General features: G+C 64.9%; 13 protein-coding genes. 4 read left to right on the forward strand and 9 right to left on the reverse strand.

Translation table 11 applies throughout. The features are described from left to right. Nucleotides 1-545 precede the first annotated feature (545 nt). Entirely contained in the window at nt 546-1,991 is a 1,446-nt protein-coding gene (locus AC1C2O_RS12845; RefSeq protein WP_495430828.1) for an HNH endonuclease signature motif containing protein, read from the forward strand. A gap of 63 nt (nt 1,992-2,054) precedes the next feature. Here AC1C2O_RS12845 and AC1C2O_RS12850 read toward each other — a convergent pair whose 3' ends face one another. The 9 genes from AC1C2O_RS12850 to AC1C2O_RS12890 all read right to left on the reverse strand — a co-directional run bounded on the left by AC1C2O_RS12850 (nt 2,055) and on the right by AC1C2O_RS12890 (nt 11,009). Then, nucleotides 2,055-2,690 carry a flavin reductase family protein gene (locus tag AC1C2O_RS12850; protein WP_495430829.1) on the reverse strand — a complete coding sequence of 212 codons (636 nt, stop codon included), beginning with the start codon at nt 2,688-2,690 and terminating at the stop codon, nt 2,055-2,057. A gap of 63 nt (nt 2,691-2,753) precedes the next feature. After that, the gene (locus AC1C2O_RS12855) at nt 2,754-3,488 is read right to left on the reverse strand and encodes a glucose 1-dehydrogenase (protein WP_495430830.1); all 735 of its coding nucleotides are present in this window, start codon (nt 3,486-3,488) and stop codon (nt 2,754-2,756) included. Then, a complete protein-coding gene (locus AC1C2O_RS12860) occupies nt 3,485-4,492 on the reverse strand; it encodes an NADPH:quinone oxidoreductase family protein (RefSeq protein WP_495430831.1) in 1,008 nt (335 codons plus the stop codon). The genes AC1C2O_RS12855 and AC1C2O_RS12860 overlap by 4 nt, the downstream gene beginning before the upstream one ends. Continuing rightward, the gene (locus AC1C2O_RS12865; protein ID WP_495430832.1) at nt 4,476-5,069 is read right to left on the reverse strand and encodes a TetR/AcrR family transcriptional regulator; all 594 of its coding nucleotides are present in this window, start codon (nt 5,067-5,069) and stop codon (nt 4,476-4,478) included. Before AC1C2O_RS12865 ends, AC1C2O_RS12860 begins: the two co-directional genes overlap by 17 nt. Before the next feature lie 58 nt (nt 5,070-5,127). After that, nucleotides 5,128-5,886: an SDR family oxidoreductase gene (locus AC1C2O_RS12870; RefSeq protein WP_495430833.1), complete on the reverse strand. Its 759-nt coding sequence runs from the start codon at nt 5,884-5,886 to the stop codon at nt 5,128-5,130. Nucleotides 5,887-6,107: 221 nt separating this feature from the next. Continuing rightward, on the reverse strand, nt 6,108-7,724 hold the full coding sequence (locus tag AC1C2O_RS12875) for an amidohydrolase (protein WP_495430834.1): 1,617 nt from the start codon (nt 7,722-7,724) through the stop codon (nt 6,108-6,110). 88 nt (nt 7,725-7,812) lie between these two features. Beyond that, the gene (locus AC1C2O_RS12880; RefSeq protein ID WP_495430835.1) at nt 7,813-8,703 is read right to left on the reverse strand and encodes a siderophore-interacting protein; all 891 of its coding nucleotides are present in this window, start codon (nt 8,701-8,703) and stop codon (nt 7,813-7,815) included. A 45-nt stretch (nt 8,704-8,748) separates the two neighbouring features. Next, entirely contained in the window at nt 8,749-9,891 is a 1,143-nt protein-coding gene (locus tag AC1C2O_RS12885) for an aminotransferase class V-fold PLP-dependent enzyme (RefSeq protein ID WP_495430836.1), read from the reverse strand. A 59-nt stretch (nt 9,892-9,950) separates the two neighbouring features. Next, nucleotides 9,951-11,009 carry an ankyrin repeat domain-containing protein gene (locus AC1C2O_RS12890; RefSeq protein WP_495430837.1) on the reverse strand — a complete coding sequence of 353 codons (1,059 nt, stop codon included), beginning with the start codon at nt 11,007-11,009 and terminating at the stop codon, nt 9,951-9,953. Nucleotides 11,010-11,281: 272 nt separating this feature from the next. Here AC1C2O_RS12890 and ectA point away from each other — a divergent pair, with 272 nt between their 5' ends. The 3 genes from ectA (at nt 11,282) to AC1C2O_RS12905 (ending at nt 13,552) form a co-directional block, all read left to right on the forward strand. After that, entirely contained in the window at nt 11,282-11,773 is a 492-nt protein-coding gene (ectA, locus tag AC1C2O_RS12895; RefSeq protein WP_495431736.1) for a diaminobutyrate acetyltransferase, read from the forward strand. Between the two features lie 73 nt (nt 11,774-11,846). Then, complete coding sequence (ectB, locus tag AC1C2O_RS12900; RefSeq protein WP_495430838.1) at nt 11,847-13,163, forward strand: diaminobutyrate--2-oxoglutarate transaminase; 1,317 nt, start codon at nt 11,847-11,849, stop codon at nt 13,161-13,163. Beyond that, complete coding sequence (locus tag AC1C2O_RS12905; RefSeq protein WP_495430839.1) at nt 13,160-13,552, forward strand: ectoine synthase; 393 nt, start codon at nt 13,160-13,162, stop codon at nt 13,550-13,552. The genes ectB and AC1C2O_RS12905 overlap by 4 nt, the downstream gene beginning before the upstream one ends. Nucleotides 13,553-13,560: the final 8 nt, after the last annotated feature.

Below are 13,560 nucleotides of genomic sequence, written 5' to 3' on the forward strand. Positions count from 1 at the left end.
ACGAAGACGGCGGAATCGGCCAGGAAGATTTCCCGATCATGTCGCGGCACGGAGGCGTTGAGGCGGAGCCGTCTACTTCCGAGAACGTGTCTCATGACCTTGATGTCTCGAGACCCACGGGTGCCTGGTGGCGGTGTCCCTTCGATGCAACAATCGAGTGTATGAGCACAGCAGCTGTAGCGATCGTCTGCGCACTCGGCATCCTCGTCCCAGTGCTCCTCGGTCTCCTCCCTAGTCAGCGCAAGCGGCACACCGCCCGCTGACGCATTCGGGTGCGGGGCTGCACAAGGCGTCAATCTAGGCGAGGACATTTGCTGAGCGCTGGGATTGTGCCAGGCCGGCTGGTTCGCATTCCGGCTCCTAATGGCGACCAATGATCCCACCCGGCCGCGGTCCCAACGAGGACCCGCCGCAGGCGCAACGGTCATCGAGCGTGAGCGCCTGCAATGAACGGATCACCGCCAACGGGAGCAACGTAGAAAAAGTTCGCTGACCTGGTCGAATATCGAGTTCGAATGTCTGTGGCCAGGTGTTCAATAGTAAGTATGAACAACGTCGTCGCACAGTTCGAGGGTCTCGATGAGACCCTCGCAGTGCTGACGCGCGACGCGTTCGGCCGCGAAGTCATTCCCGATCTCTCCGATGAGGATCTGGCTGCGCTGCTCGAGGCATCCGGTCGGATCCAGCGACGAATCGAGAGCCTGCAGATCGAGAGCGCGGTCCAGGTGCAGGAGCGCTCGGCTGCGATGCGGGATGACCGGATCACCCTCACCTACGGGTGCGCAACCGCGGTCGACCTCATTCGGATGCTCACCTTGGTCGACTCCCGCCAGGCTCACCGGCCGGTGCGGGCCGCCGGTTTCCTGAGGCGCACCCGCAGCATTACCGAGGGTGTATTCCTTCCTGCGCGCTATCCCGCGTTGCGCGAAGCGGTGATCGACGGGGCGCTGGGACTGTCCGGTCTACTAGCCGCGATCACTCCGCTGGAGCAGGCACGCGCGCGCATCCTCGACGATCAGCGGCTCGAGGCCGACCGGCGTCTCGCGTCCCTTGCCAGAGGGATCGACACAGACCTCGATTCACCCACGGGTCGCGGCCCGCTGCCGACGCCGGAGGACATCGGTATTTTCTCCCAGGTCCTCGTCGCCTACCTCGACCCAGACGGCGCAGAACCCACCGACAAGCGTGCCGCCCGTGGGCGCGGACTCACTCTCGGACGGCTGCGCGATGGGCGCGTCCCGATCTACGGCGACCTGCTGCCCGAAGTCGCCGGTCAATTGAACTTGCTGTTGGACAGCCTGCTGAATCCTCGGGTCAAGGGGCCGGATGACGCTGGCAACACCGGTGTGCAGTTCGTGCCGTCGACCGAGGACGATGATCCTTCCGAGCCCATGGACTCACGCACGCGCACGCAGAAGCGTCACGATGCATTCGCCGCCATTCTTAACACCGCTGCGCGTACTGGCGAGTTTCCGACGCTGGGCGGTGCTGCGCCAACTCTGGTGGTGACCGTCAACGCAGACGACTACGCCACCGGCACAGGTCACGCGAGCGTGCTGAACACCGGTGACCTCATTCCTGCAAATGTCGCCGCACAGACGGGCTGCGCGGGCGGCATCCAACGCGTCCTCTTCGACAGCCAGGGCAGGATCGTCTCGATCGGCACCTCGGCCCGCATCTTCAATGCCCTCCAACGGCGGGCGATCACGCTTCGGGACGGTGGCTGCATCATTCCCGGTTGCACGATTCCTGCCACCTGGTGTGAGATCCATCATGTTCGTGAGCACGCCGATGGCGGTCCGACACACACCGACAACGGCGTGCTGCTCTGTTGGTGGCACCACCGGAATCTGCACCTGTCAGAGTGGCGAATCCGGATGAACGGCGGCGTTCCTGAGGTGCGCGGCCCGCTGTGGTGGGATCGCGAACAACGCTGGCGTCCGGCCGGGAATCTGCGTCCCCGCCGACGAAGATTCGCCACCGCCGAATGATGGTGGACCGGAACGAAGAGCGTAACGATGCGAAGATCCTAGTGATGCGAAGAGTTCAGTGATCTAACGGTATTGCTCTTCGTCGATCGTCGACAGCCGTGAGGAGTGCACCTCTGCGCCCAGTCCGTAGAAGTGCTGGAAGCTCATGATCAACGGTCTCCACCGATCCGGACCGATGCGGTTCTTCGTTCCCGGCGCGCGAATGCTCTCATGCACATGAACTCGAGTGATGGCAACGGTCAGCAGATGCATGTCTGTGAAGTGATCGGCGATGAGTTGGGCTTCCATCGCTACCGGTGTCTGCGCCACGCGCGGCGCTGCGACGGTGTCGGAAGCGATCGAGTCCACGCCAGCCAGTCCGAACTTGTCAGCGTGGTGGCGATACCCCGCCGCGAGCTTCCAGCTTTTCACCTCGGCTGCTCCAGTTGTCAGAGCAAGTGCGTCCACGAGATCCGCCTGTTCTGCGGATGGCAGGTTCAGAACGCATTCTCCGGTGCGCAACAGGTTCGCTGCGGTATGCGAGCTGCGGCCGAGGCCCAGAACGCCTGTATGGCCGAGCCAGAACGCGGACGACATCGGCGCCAGGTTCGCAGTGTCGTCTGGATTGATTGTGGAGATGAGGACCACGGGCGTGCCCCAGTACAGAATCGCGGGGTCGATTGTGATGTGGTGAGGGGACGTCAGCAGCGCGCGTGTCATGCGCTCAGTTCACCAGCGCGGCGGCCCCAATGCTGGCGGAAATCCGACGCGGCATTGAACCCCTCAGCGGTGCGGGATGCCGGCGATCATGCCGCCGTCGACGACGAACTCCGCGCCGCTCGTGAACGACGACGCATCACTCGCAAGGAACACGATCGTTCCCGCCAGATCCTCCGGCTCACCGGGCCGCCCGAGTGGAATGTCGAGATGTGCAGGGTCGATCCTGGTCGTCATCGAAGTATTGATGAACCCCGGATGCACCGAGTTCACCCTGATCCCGAACGGTCCGAGCTCGACCGCGAGGGATGCCGCGAGTCCGCGCACCCCAAACTTCGCCGCCGTATAGCCATGCAGACCTGCGCTACCGCGCATCCCCTCGACCGAGGAGATGTTGATGATCGATCCCTTGCCCTGCTGCTTCATGATCGGCACCACCGCGCGGCATCCGAAGAAGGTGCCGGAGAGGTTCACCGCGATCACCGCATTCCACTTCTCGGTGCTGAGATGCTCGATCGGCGCGGCATTCGCGATACCGGCGTTGTTGACCAGCACGTCGACGGCGCCGAAGGCCTGCACGGCAGCATCCACCGCGGCATCCCACTGCGCCTCATCCGTGACGTCCAACGACACGAACAACGCACGCTCACCCAACTCCGCTGCGAGCGCGCGCCCGACATCCTCAAGGATGTCGGCGATCACGACCCTTCCACCGGCTGCATGCAGCGCGCGGACGTACGCCTCGCCGATGCCACGGGCACCGCCCGTAATCAGCGCAACCTTGCCATCGAGATCGTTCATGACGAGACCTGGATGACCACGCGGCCCACAGTCGCACCAGTCGCGAGCTTGGTGATCGCAAACGGTGCATCGTCGAACGCCACCACACTGTCGATCACCGGCGCAATCTTGCCCGCCTCGAACAGTCGGATCAGCTCCTCGTGCGCTTCATCGACGAGGTGCGGCATGCGCTCCTGATAGAGACCCCAATACAGCCCGAGAACGGCATAATTCTTCACCAGCGCATGGCTCACCGCGAGCTGCGGAATCTCACCGCTCGCGAAGCCGATCACGACGATGCGTCCCTCGAAGGCGACCACACGGGTGGAGGCTGCGAACGCCGCCCCTCCCACCGGGTCGAACACCACGTCAACGCCTCGGCCGCCCGTGATTCGCTTGACCTCGCCGACGATGTCATCGCTGCGCAGAATGACGTACTCTGCTCCCGCGGCACGAGCAACCTCGGCCTTCGCCTCGTTGCCCACCACGCCGATCACCCTTGCGCCTGCGGCGACACCGAGCTGCACGGTGGCCACCCCGACTCCACCCGCCGCAGCATGCACGAGCAACCACTCGCCCGCTTGCAGCTTCGCCCGACGATGCAGTGCGAACCATGCCGTCTGGTACGCGACGTTCAGACCCGACGCCGCCTCGAAGTCGAAGCTGTCGGGGATGCGGTGCACGGCTGCTGCATCCACTGCCGCGTACTCGGCGAGAACGCCGATCTTCCCCGCGATGACCCTGTCACCGATCGCGTGCGTAGAGACGCCGACGCCCACGGCGACCACTGTCCCGCTGCACTCCACTCCGGGGATGAAGGGGAGATCCGGCTTCACCTGATATTCGCCGCGAGCGAGCAGCACATCCGGGAAGTTCGCCGCAACCGCCGCAACCCGAATGAGCACCTCGCCTTCGGCGGGCACCGGTGTCGGCACGCTCTGCTGCGTCAGCGCATCTGCGGGTTCACCGAGACTGGTGACCTGCCAGGCGCGCATGGACTGCGGAACTTCAGTGGTGGACGGCATCCGTTCTCCTCAGACTGGCGAGGAACAGGTCGGTGATCTGCTCGGCGATGAGCGTCTTGCCTTCCGGTCCCTCGGGTGAATACCAATGCGACAGGTAGTGCACGTCGCTGAAAAAGTGCGCCACGAGCAGGGCAACCGGGATGTCGTCGCGGAAGATTCCATCGCGTTGTCCGGCCTCGATGAGGGCAGCGAACTCGTCGTGATATCCGCGGCGGCGGCGCGTGACATCCTGCTGCCGGGGCGCCGAGAGCATGTTCATGCTGCGGAAGAAGACCGCCCCCTCGGCGATGTGATCGATCGAGGTCTCGAGCACGTCGATGCACGCCGCGCGCAACACCTCGTCTGTCGTCCCACCGCGCGCGATGATCTCGTCGAGATGCGCCTTCTGCAGCGACAGCAGCGAGTCGTAGATGCCGAAGAGCAGATCGTCCTTCGACTCGAAGTAGTGGTACATCGCGCCCTTGGTGACGCCGGCAGCCTCGACGATCTGCTGCACGCTCGTGTTCGCATACCCGCGGATGGCGAACAGCTCGACGGCGGCGCGGGTGACGTCTTCTGCGACGTGTGAATCCTTCATACCCTCATCCTCCCGTGAATCCCGATCGGGCGTCGGATCTGCGCGTCAGAGCCATCCATCAGAGTGGACGGATGCTGGCGCCGCCATCGATCGAAACCGTCTGTCCCGTCATCCATCCCGCGTCGTCGGAAAGCAGAAAGGCGACGGGACCGGCCACATCGGCGGGTTCGCCGAGGCGTGCGAGTGGATAGCCCGCCGCGACCTCGCCCTCGTGTCCTTCGTAAAGCGCTCGCGCGAACGCCGTCTTGATCACGGCCGGGGCCACAGCATTGACGCGGATGCCGGGGGCGAGCTCGTAGGCGAGCTGCGCCGTGAGGTTGATGAGCGCCGCCTTGGATATGCCGTAGAACGCAATGCCGGGGCTCGCGCTCAGCCCAGCCACCGACGCGATGTTCACGACACTGCGGGTGAGACCGGCAGAAAGCGCGGCTCGAGTCCAGTCGAGGGCTGCGACCACATTGACCTCGAGGATCTTGCGCGCGGCATCCGCGTCTACGTCAATGATCGGTCCATAGACGGGATTGATTCCGGTGTTGTTCACGAGGTGATCGAGACGGCCATGCTTCTCTGCGATATGCGCGAAGACAGCAGCGCGGTGATCGGCGTCGTCGGCGCGACCAGCGACGGCGGATGCGGCGGACCCGAGCTCCGCGACGGCAGCATCGAGCGCCTCCTGCTTACGGCCAGTGATGATCACTGAGCCTCCCTCGGCGACGATGCGCTGAGCGATGGCGAAGCCGATGCCGCGGCTCGCCCCGGTGATCAGTGAGACTGTGTCGTTAAAGCGTGCTGTGCCGTCGAATCGTGCTGCGGACATGGCGCCTCCTTGCGCGATCTACATACCGTCCAGTCGGTTTAAGCAACTGTAGCATGTGGTGCGTGTCACCCCGCGTCCTGAGGTGACGCACATTGCCGTCTCGCCGGCGGCGAAGCGACCATGTGCGACCCCTCGCCGGCGCGAAGCGACCATATACGACCCCTCCCCGGCGCGAAGCGACCATGTGCGACCCCTCCCGGCCGCGAAGCGACCAGACGCGCTCAGCCCACGGGCGCACCCGCCAGGTATGTCGCCCGCACCACGGTCTCGGCCAGATCCTCCGCAGAAACAGTCACCGGGTCGCGGTCGACGACGATGAAGTCGGCGAACAGTCCCGGTGCGAGCGCGCCGATCTCGTGCTCGCTGAACAGCTGCCATGCCGCGTTCGTCGTCTGGCCCGCGAGCGCCTGGGCGCGAGTGACCGGCGTGCCACCGGGCATCCGGAACCCGCTGCGAGTGGTGCGCGACTCTGCGACCGCCATGTTGCGGAACGGCTCGTTCGGAGTGACCCAGCCGTCGTTGTGGAACGTGGCGCGGTGTCCAGCGGCGAATGCCGCACCGGCATCCGCCCAGGCTCCGCCGTGCGCGGCGCCGAACAGGTCGTCGACGAGCACCTCGCCCCAGTAGGTGATGTGGTCGACGAACAGGCTGACGGTCACACCGAGGGATGCTGCGCGCTCGAACTGCGCCGGAGTCATCGCGCCGCAGTGCTCAAGACGGAAACGATGGTCGGTCAACGCGTGAGCGGTGATGATCTGCTCGTAGACGTCAAGCGTGGAGTCGACCGCAAGATCGCCGTGCGCGTGACAAGCGAGCTGCCATCCGCCCGCGGCATAGGGTTCGGCGATCGCGAGCAGTTGCTCTGACGTGTAGTTCGCGGTGCCGATGTGGTGCGGCTCAAGACCCAGACCGCGGGTCGCCTCGGTGTCGAGGTAGGGGAAGGATGTGGCGATGTTGCCGATCCAGGGGGAACCGTCCGACCAGGTCTTCACCCCGGTCTGACGGAACACCGCATCGTCATCTCCGCGAGGTGACGCCGTGCCACCTGGCCGCGACATCTCGTACCAGCGCAGCCGCACTGGCAGTGCACCCTTGGCATGCAGCGCCTGGACGAGCGGGTTGAGATCGGGGTTCCACGAAAGATCAGCGACCGTCGTTATGCCCCGACGGGCCAGGTCGCGCAGATGGGTGACGAGCAGCTCGGGCAGATGCTGCTGCGCGCTACCGAGCATCGGGGCGACGACCTGCTCGACCGCTGCTTCTTCGAAAGCGACGCCGGCGAGGCCGCCACTTGCGTCACGAGCGAAACGCGCGCCGGCCGGATCAGGAGTGCTGCCATCGATGCCGGCCGCACGAGCGGCCGCGCTGTTGAAGTAAGCCGAGTGTCCGGAGTTGTGGATCACGACGAGGGGAGTCTCACCGGCGAACTCATCGAGCCAGTGGATGTCCGGATCGGGGAGCCCACGCTGCAGCAGCGAGTCCCACCCGTTCGCGAAGACAGCCTGCCCGTCGGCGTCCGCGACGGCCTGCTTCAGCGCGGCGAGGACGCCGGCAGCATCCGGGATCACCACCGGACGGATGTCGACGACCAGGAGCGAGAGCAGGATCGACGAGTAGGCGGGATGGCCGTGCGGCTCGATGAGTCCGGGCATAACCCACCCGTCCAGGGCGACAGTCTCGGCATCCGGGAACCGATCTGTCATCTCGATCACCGTGCCGAGCGCGAGGATGCGTCCGCCTTCGACGGCCATGGCCTCGACGAGATCTGCACCTGCAGCGCCGGGGGCATCGACGTCGGTTGTGAGCGGACGGATGTGGCCGGTGAAGACTGTCGTCATGCCGTCAGTCTGGCAGGCGCACCCCATGCGTAGCGAGATTCGTGGGCAGCGCGCTCGTGCGCAGTGTGCTTGGGGCAGCGTATGAGCGTCAGTCCGCGAAGATCTGTCCGACGGGACTGCGCTTCTCGTTCTGGAACGCATCCTCGCTGCGACCGTAGGCCCAGTATGCCGATACGGACATTGCCCGACGCTCGATGCCCCACTCACTGTGCAGGTGGGCGCCGATGCGCTTGATCGACTCGCGCTCTCCGTGAGCGAAGATATCGACCTCGCCATCCGGGCGATCGAGAGCCACCACCGCTGCGACCAGCAGCTCGCCGTAGGGCGTCGCCACACCTGAAACGATCCGATGCAGCCACCGCACCTCGACAGCGGCGGGGTAGCGAAGCTCGATCTGCTCGCTCGCATCCGAGACCTCGATCAGTGCGATGCCGCGCGCCGTCGACGGCAGCGCCTCAAGGGCAGCGGCAACGGCCGGGATCGCGGAATCATCCCCGACGAGCAGGTAGGTGACATCCCCCTCAGCCGGTGAGTACTGCGCGCCGGGACCCGAGAGCGCGACGAGGTCGCCGGGCTGCGCCTTCGCCGCCCAGGGCCCTGCGAGTCCTTCGTCTCCGTGCACGACGAAGTCCACCGCGATGGTCCTCGCGTCATAGTCGACCGAGCGCACCGTGTAGGTGCGGCGCACCGGAATGTCGGCGGGGTCGAGCTCGGCGCGCAGGGCATCGAGGTCGTACGGCGGCTGCAGGCCCAACTCGGGCTTGGCGAACTGGAACTTCACGTACTTGTCGGTCTTCGCAAGCTTCTCGTCGCCAGCGTTCGTGACGAATGCATCAAACGCTCCCCCACCCAGGTGCACCCGGACAAGCTGAGGTGCGATCAGCTCGGTGCGGACGACTTCGAAGACCTGCTGCACACCACGCGGACGGCCACCGCCTTCGCTACCACCCGATGTCTGCTCTGCGCGCCCTGTCGTCATGCTTCGAGGTTAGGCCATCCTCACCCGAACCTCGCACCCGCGGGGTCAGCCTTGGATTCGGTCCAGCGCCGCTTCCAGACGAGCCACCGTGCCATCGATATCCGCGAGCTTGTCCAGGCCGAAAAGCCCGAGGCGGAAGGTCGAGAAGCCCTCCGGTTCGTCGCAGTGCAGCGGAACTCCGGCAGCGATCTGCAGACCCTGCTCCTTGAACGCCGCACCAGACTTCAGTGCAGGGTCATCCGTGTGAACGACCACGACACCGGGCGCTGCGAATTCGGATGCCGCCACCGAGGTGAATCCACGCCCCGCCAGTAGTGACCGAACGCGAGTGCCGAGCTCGATCTGCGCCGTACGCAGTGCCTCGAACCCGCGCTCGCGGGTCGCGATCATGGCGGCGAGGTTGTGAGTGAGCGGATCAGTGGGCATGGTCGCGTGGTAGGCCGCTCGTCCGGCGCGATATTCGTCAGCGATCGTCAACCACTTGGCGAGGTCGATGGCGAAGCTCGTCGAGACTCTGGAGCGTGCGGCATCTGCCCCTGCCTCACTGAGCATCACGAACCCGGCGCACGGCGATCCGCTCCAGCCCTTCTGCGGAGCGCTGAGCAGCACATCGACTCCGAGTTCCTTCATGTCGACCCACATCGCACCCGAGGCGATGCAATCAAGTACGAGGAGAGCGCCGACTTCGTGCGCAGCATCCGCGAGGGCGCGTATGTAATCGTCGGGCAGGATCATGCCGGCGGCGGTCTCCACATGAGGCGCGAAGACGACTTCAGGGCGGCGAGCGCGGATGACTCCGGTGACCTGGTCGATCGGCGCTGGCGCCCACGTGGCCTGCAGGTCATCGGTGTCAGGGCGGGCCGCGAGCACCGTGACGTCATCGCTGATGCCGCCGACCTCAAGGATCTGCGACCACCGGAACGAGAACAGACCGTTGCGCACCACGAGAGTACGCCGTCCGCTGGCGAGCTGACGAGCGACCGCTTCCATCGCGTACGTGCCGCCGCCGGGGACGATCGCCGAAGTGTGCGCGTTGTACGCCTCCTCGAGGATCTCGAGGGTCTGCTGCATGACACCGACGAAGCGGGCTGACATGTGGTTCAGGGAGCGGTCAGTGAAGACCACCGAATACTCAAGCAGGCCATCCGGGTCGACATCATCGTGCGGCAGGTGCGGCTGGGTCATCATGCGCCCCAGCATGCCACAGGCCGCGATCACTCGACGGGGACGATCTCCTCCGGCTTCCATCAGCGCTCGTACGGAACCTCCCCGAGGGGAAGAGGAGTGGGGTTGCGCCCGACCCAGACCACGGCATACCGGGCCAGGGCTGCGACATCGTCTTCATACGGTCGGGCCTTGCGCACGCGCGCGGCCCGTTTCGCAGCATCCGCCAGATCTTCATCATCCAGCGGGATGCCGCGACGCAACAGCACGAGGAGTGTGTCGACCATCCGTCGGAAGTGGTCGTCCCAGTTGATGCCTCCGTTGCCGTCGAGCTCGTTGACCACGCGCCCAGTGATGCGGATCGCCTCGCCCTGTGCCGTGGCCGCCGCACCCATCGCCGGGATGAGGGAGTCGAAAAGGGCACTGTGCTGTTCGACCCAGTCACCCTCGGGGAGCAGGATCGGTGACGTACCGTCATGGCGCTCAGGGGCGACGATGGGTTCCACGCCGAAGAGTTCGTAGAGGCGGTTCAGTGCAGCATCCGTTGTGGGCAGCGACTCCTCATTGAAGACTTCGCGGATGTCTTCGAAGTTCGCCGCGATTCGGCGCACGGACTCACGCATCCCATCGTCGACCGCGTCACCCGCCGCGAGCAGCAGTTCGGCGATCTCAGCCATTTCCTCGATCGCCGTGGTCGAGCACCGCTGCAGTCCGCGCGCGAGCGGCGTCTGCCCGTCGTCGTCCCGGGCAAGCGCGTCGGCTCCGGCATCCAGCAGAATCCGGACGTTGTGAGTGTGGAACGGGACTGCCTCGTGCAAAGCCGTCATCCCGTTGCTGTCGCGGGCGGCGATATCAGCACCGAGCTCAAGGAGCAGCGCGACCTTGCCGTTCCAGGCTCCGGCGTGCGCGATCAGCGGCGTCGCATCCTTCTCATCACCTGCTTCAAGATCAGCGCCCTCCGCGATAAGCCACCGAATGACGTCCGCATCAGCATCCGCGTATCCGATCGCCGTCTGCCGGCGATATCCCCCGTAGGCGTCCAATGCGCTCTTGTCGAACACCTTCTGCACGGCCACCAGATCACCAGATCGAAGGATCTCATCGAAGTTCTTCGGGAGCGTTTTTCGCTTCGTGCGTGCCATGCGGCCAGCCTACGAAATGCCGGGCACTCCCGATCACATATTTGCGGGGCGGAGCCGGGCCCGAATTTGAGGTCTTGGCATGAGCATGACAGTGTGAAGAGCGGACCGAAGCTGTTTCTCAGCGGAGTCCACTCCCCCATGAACATGAACTCGCCAGCGTTTCACCCCTCGATCCGGGATGGTGAAACGCTCTGACTTCCCCCGGCTCGATTGAGCCGAGCACGTCAGCACGGGCCGCGCATATCGATGCGCGGTCGGGCAGGACGAGCCTGATTCGGTCGCCAAGCGTCACCGAAGGAATTGAGCTCTGGCGCATCGCGCGCGACTCTCAGACTCTCGATTTGAACTCCTCGTACGCGTACGTCCTTTACGCCCGAGACTTCGCCGCAACGTGCCGCATCGCGCTTGTCGACGACCGCCCGGCCGGATTCGTTCTCGGCTACCGTCGCCCGGCCGACCCAGAATGCTTGTTCATCTGGCAGGTTGCCGTCGATGAGCGCTTCCGCGGTCTGGGGCTGGCAGGACAGATGCTCGACGATCTGATCCACGACACTGCTGTGCACCCGCCGGTGCGCACCCTGCAGACGACGATCACCGACGACAACATCGCCTCACAACAGACTTTCCGAAGCCTCGCGCGCCGCTGGAGTGACGCGCCCGTCGTCGTCACCCCACTCTTCGAGAGCGCACACCTGAGCCTCGACAGCTCGGATGCCGCGTCCCACGACCCCGAACGGCTGTACGAGATCGGTCCGCCGATGTAGCCGGCACCATCCGCCCGTTCAGGGCGGCGTGCACTCCCCCGCACGTGACCCTCAAGGAGAAGAACCACAGCAGATGAATATCTTCACCCAGCTTGAATCCGAAGTTCGCAGCTATTCCCGCTCATGGCCGGTCGTGTTCGACCGAGCCGTCGGCAGCGCGATGTACGACGAAGACGGCAAGGAATACCTTGACTTCTTCACCGGCGCCGGGGCGTTGAACTACGGACACAACAATCCCGCGCTGAAGAAAGTCCTCCTCGACTATCTGGCCGATGACCGCATCGTGCACTCGCTCGATATGTTCACCTCGGCGCGGCGGGACTTTCTCGAGACCTTCAACGATGTGATCCTGAAGCCTCGCGATCTCGACTACAAGGTCGTCTTCCCTGGCCCGGGTGGAGCGAATGCCGTCGAGGCCGCGCTGAAGCTGGCACGCAAGGTCACCGGCCGTGAATCGGTCATCAACTTCACCAACGCCTTCCACGGCATGACGCTCGGCGCACTGTCGGTGACCGGAAACTCGCTCAAGCGCGGCGGCGCTGGCGTGCCGCTCGTGCATGCGACACCTATGCCGTTCGATGACTACTTCGATGGCGACTACCCGGACTTCTTCTACTTCGAGCGCTTGCTCGAAGACACCGGGAGCGGATTGAACGCTCCGGCCGCCGTGATCGTGGAGACCGTGCAGGGCGAGGGCGGCATCAACGTTGCGCGTGCGGAATGGCTGCGCGCGCTGGCAGCACTCTGCAAGAAGTACGACATGCTGCTGATCGTCGACGACATCCAGATGGGCTGCGGCCGCACCGGTGAGTTCTTCAGTTTCGAAGAAGCCGGCATCGTCCCCGACATCGTCTGCCTGTCGAAGTCGATCTCCGGTTACGGCATCCCGATGGCGCTCACGTTGATCAAGCCAGAGTTGGATGTCTGGCAGCCGGGTGAGCACAACGGCACCTTCCGTGGCATCAGCCCCGGCTTCGCGACCGCAGCCGAAGCGCTGCGGCGCTACTGGACAGACCACACGCTGCGCGACTCCACCCTCACCAAGGGGGCACGTGTCGAAGGGTGGTTCAACACCTTCGTCGCGCGGTACCCGAAGCACGACCTCGTCGCCAAGGGCCGCGGTCTCGCGCGCGGTCTGCAGTTCCCGTCGGGTGACATGGCGGAGGCCGTCTGCCAAGCGGCGTTCACACGAGGCCTGCTCATGGAGACCTCCGGGCCCGAGGGCGAGGTCATGAAGATCCTTCCGGCGTTGACGATCACCGATGCCGAGCTGGACCGCGGCCTCATGATCATCGATGAATCGATTCGCGCCGTGCTGGGCGAGCCCGATCCGGATGCCGCAGACCACACCCACCACATCGCCGAGAGCAAGGAGCACACCCCCGCATGATCGTCCGCACCATCGATGAGATCACCGACACCGACGCCGACATCAAGACCGAGAACTGGCGCAGCAAGCGCATTGTGCTTGCGAAGGAGCAAGTGGGCTTCTCGGTGCACGAGACCACGCTGTACGCGGGCACCGTGAACCAGTTCTGGTACGCGAACCACATCGAGGCGGTGTTCATCGTCGAGGGCGAGGGTGAGATCACCGACCTGGCGACCGGAGAGACCCACCAGCTCGCACCGGGGTCGCTGTACCTGCTGAACAACCACGACAAGCACGAAGTGCGGCCGCGCACGCAGATGCGCACGGTGTGCGTGTTCAACCCGCCCATCACGGGGCGCGAAGTGCACGACGAAAACGGCGTGTACCCGCTCGTCGCCGAGCCTGCCTGACCCGATCC

Source organism: Microbacterium sp. Y355, assembly GCF_059445345.1.

Excerpts from the sequence above, each read along its gene's own strand:
- AC1C2O_RS12845 (WP_495430828.1), top strand. The coding sequence starts at position 546 with ATGAACAACGTCGTCGCACAGTTCGAGGGTCTCGATGAGACCCTCGCA.
- AC1C2O_RS12850 (WP_495430829.1), bottom strand. The coding sequence starts at position 2,690 with ATGACACGCGCGCTGCTGACGTCCCCTCACCACATCACAATCGACCCC.
- AC1C2O_RS12855 (WP_495430830.1), bottom strand. The coding sequence starts at position 3,488 with ATGAACGATCTCGATGGCAAGGTTGCGCTGATTACGGGCGGTGCCCGT.
- AC1C2O_RS12860 (WP_495430831.1), bottom strand. The coding sequence starts at position 4,492 with ATGCCGTCCACCACTGAAGTTCCGCAGTCCATGCGCGCCTGGCAGGTC.
- AC1C2O_RS12865 (WP_495430832.1), bottom strand. The coding sequence starts at position 5,069 with ATGAAGGATTCACACGTCGCAGAAGACGTCACCCGCGCCGCCGTCGAG.
- AC1C2O_RS12870 (WP_495430833.1), bottom strand. The coding sequence starts at position 5,886 with ATGTCCGCAGCACGATTCGACGGCACAGCACGCTTTAACGACACAGTC.
- AC1C2O_RS12875 (WP_495430834.1), bottom strand. The coding sequence starts at position 7,724 with ATGACGACAGTCTTCACCGGCCACATCCGTCCGCTCACAACCGACGTC.
- AC1C2O_RS12880 (WP_495430835.1), bottom strand. The coding sequence starts at position 8,703 with ATGACGACAGGGCGCGCAGAGCAGACATCGGGTGGTAGCGAAGGCGGT.
- AC1C2O_RS12885 (WP_495430836.1), bottom strand. The coding sequence starts at position 9,891 with ATGATGACCCAGCCGCACCTGCCGCACGATGATGTCGACCCGGATGGC.
- AC1C2O_RS12890 (WP_495430837.1), bottom strand. The coding sequence starts at position 11,009 with ATGGCACGCACGAAGCGAAAAACGCTCCCGAAGAACTTCGATGAGATC.
- ectB (WP_495430838.1), top strand. The coding sequence starts at position 11,847 with ATGAATATCTTCACCCAGCTTGAATCCGAAGTTCGCAGCTATTCCCGC.
- AC1C2O_RS12905 (WP_495430839.1), top strand. The coding sequence starts at position 13,160 with ATGATCGTCCGCACCATCGATGAGATCACCGACACCGACGCCGACATC.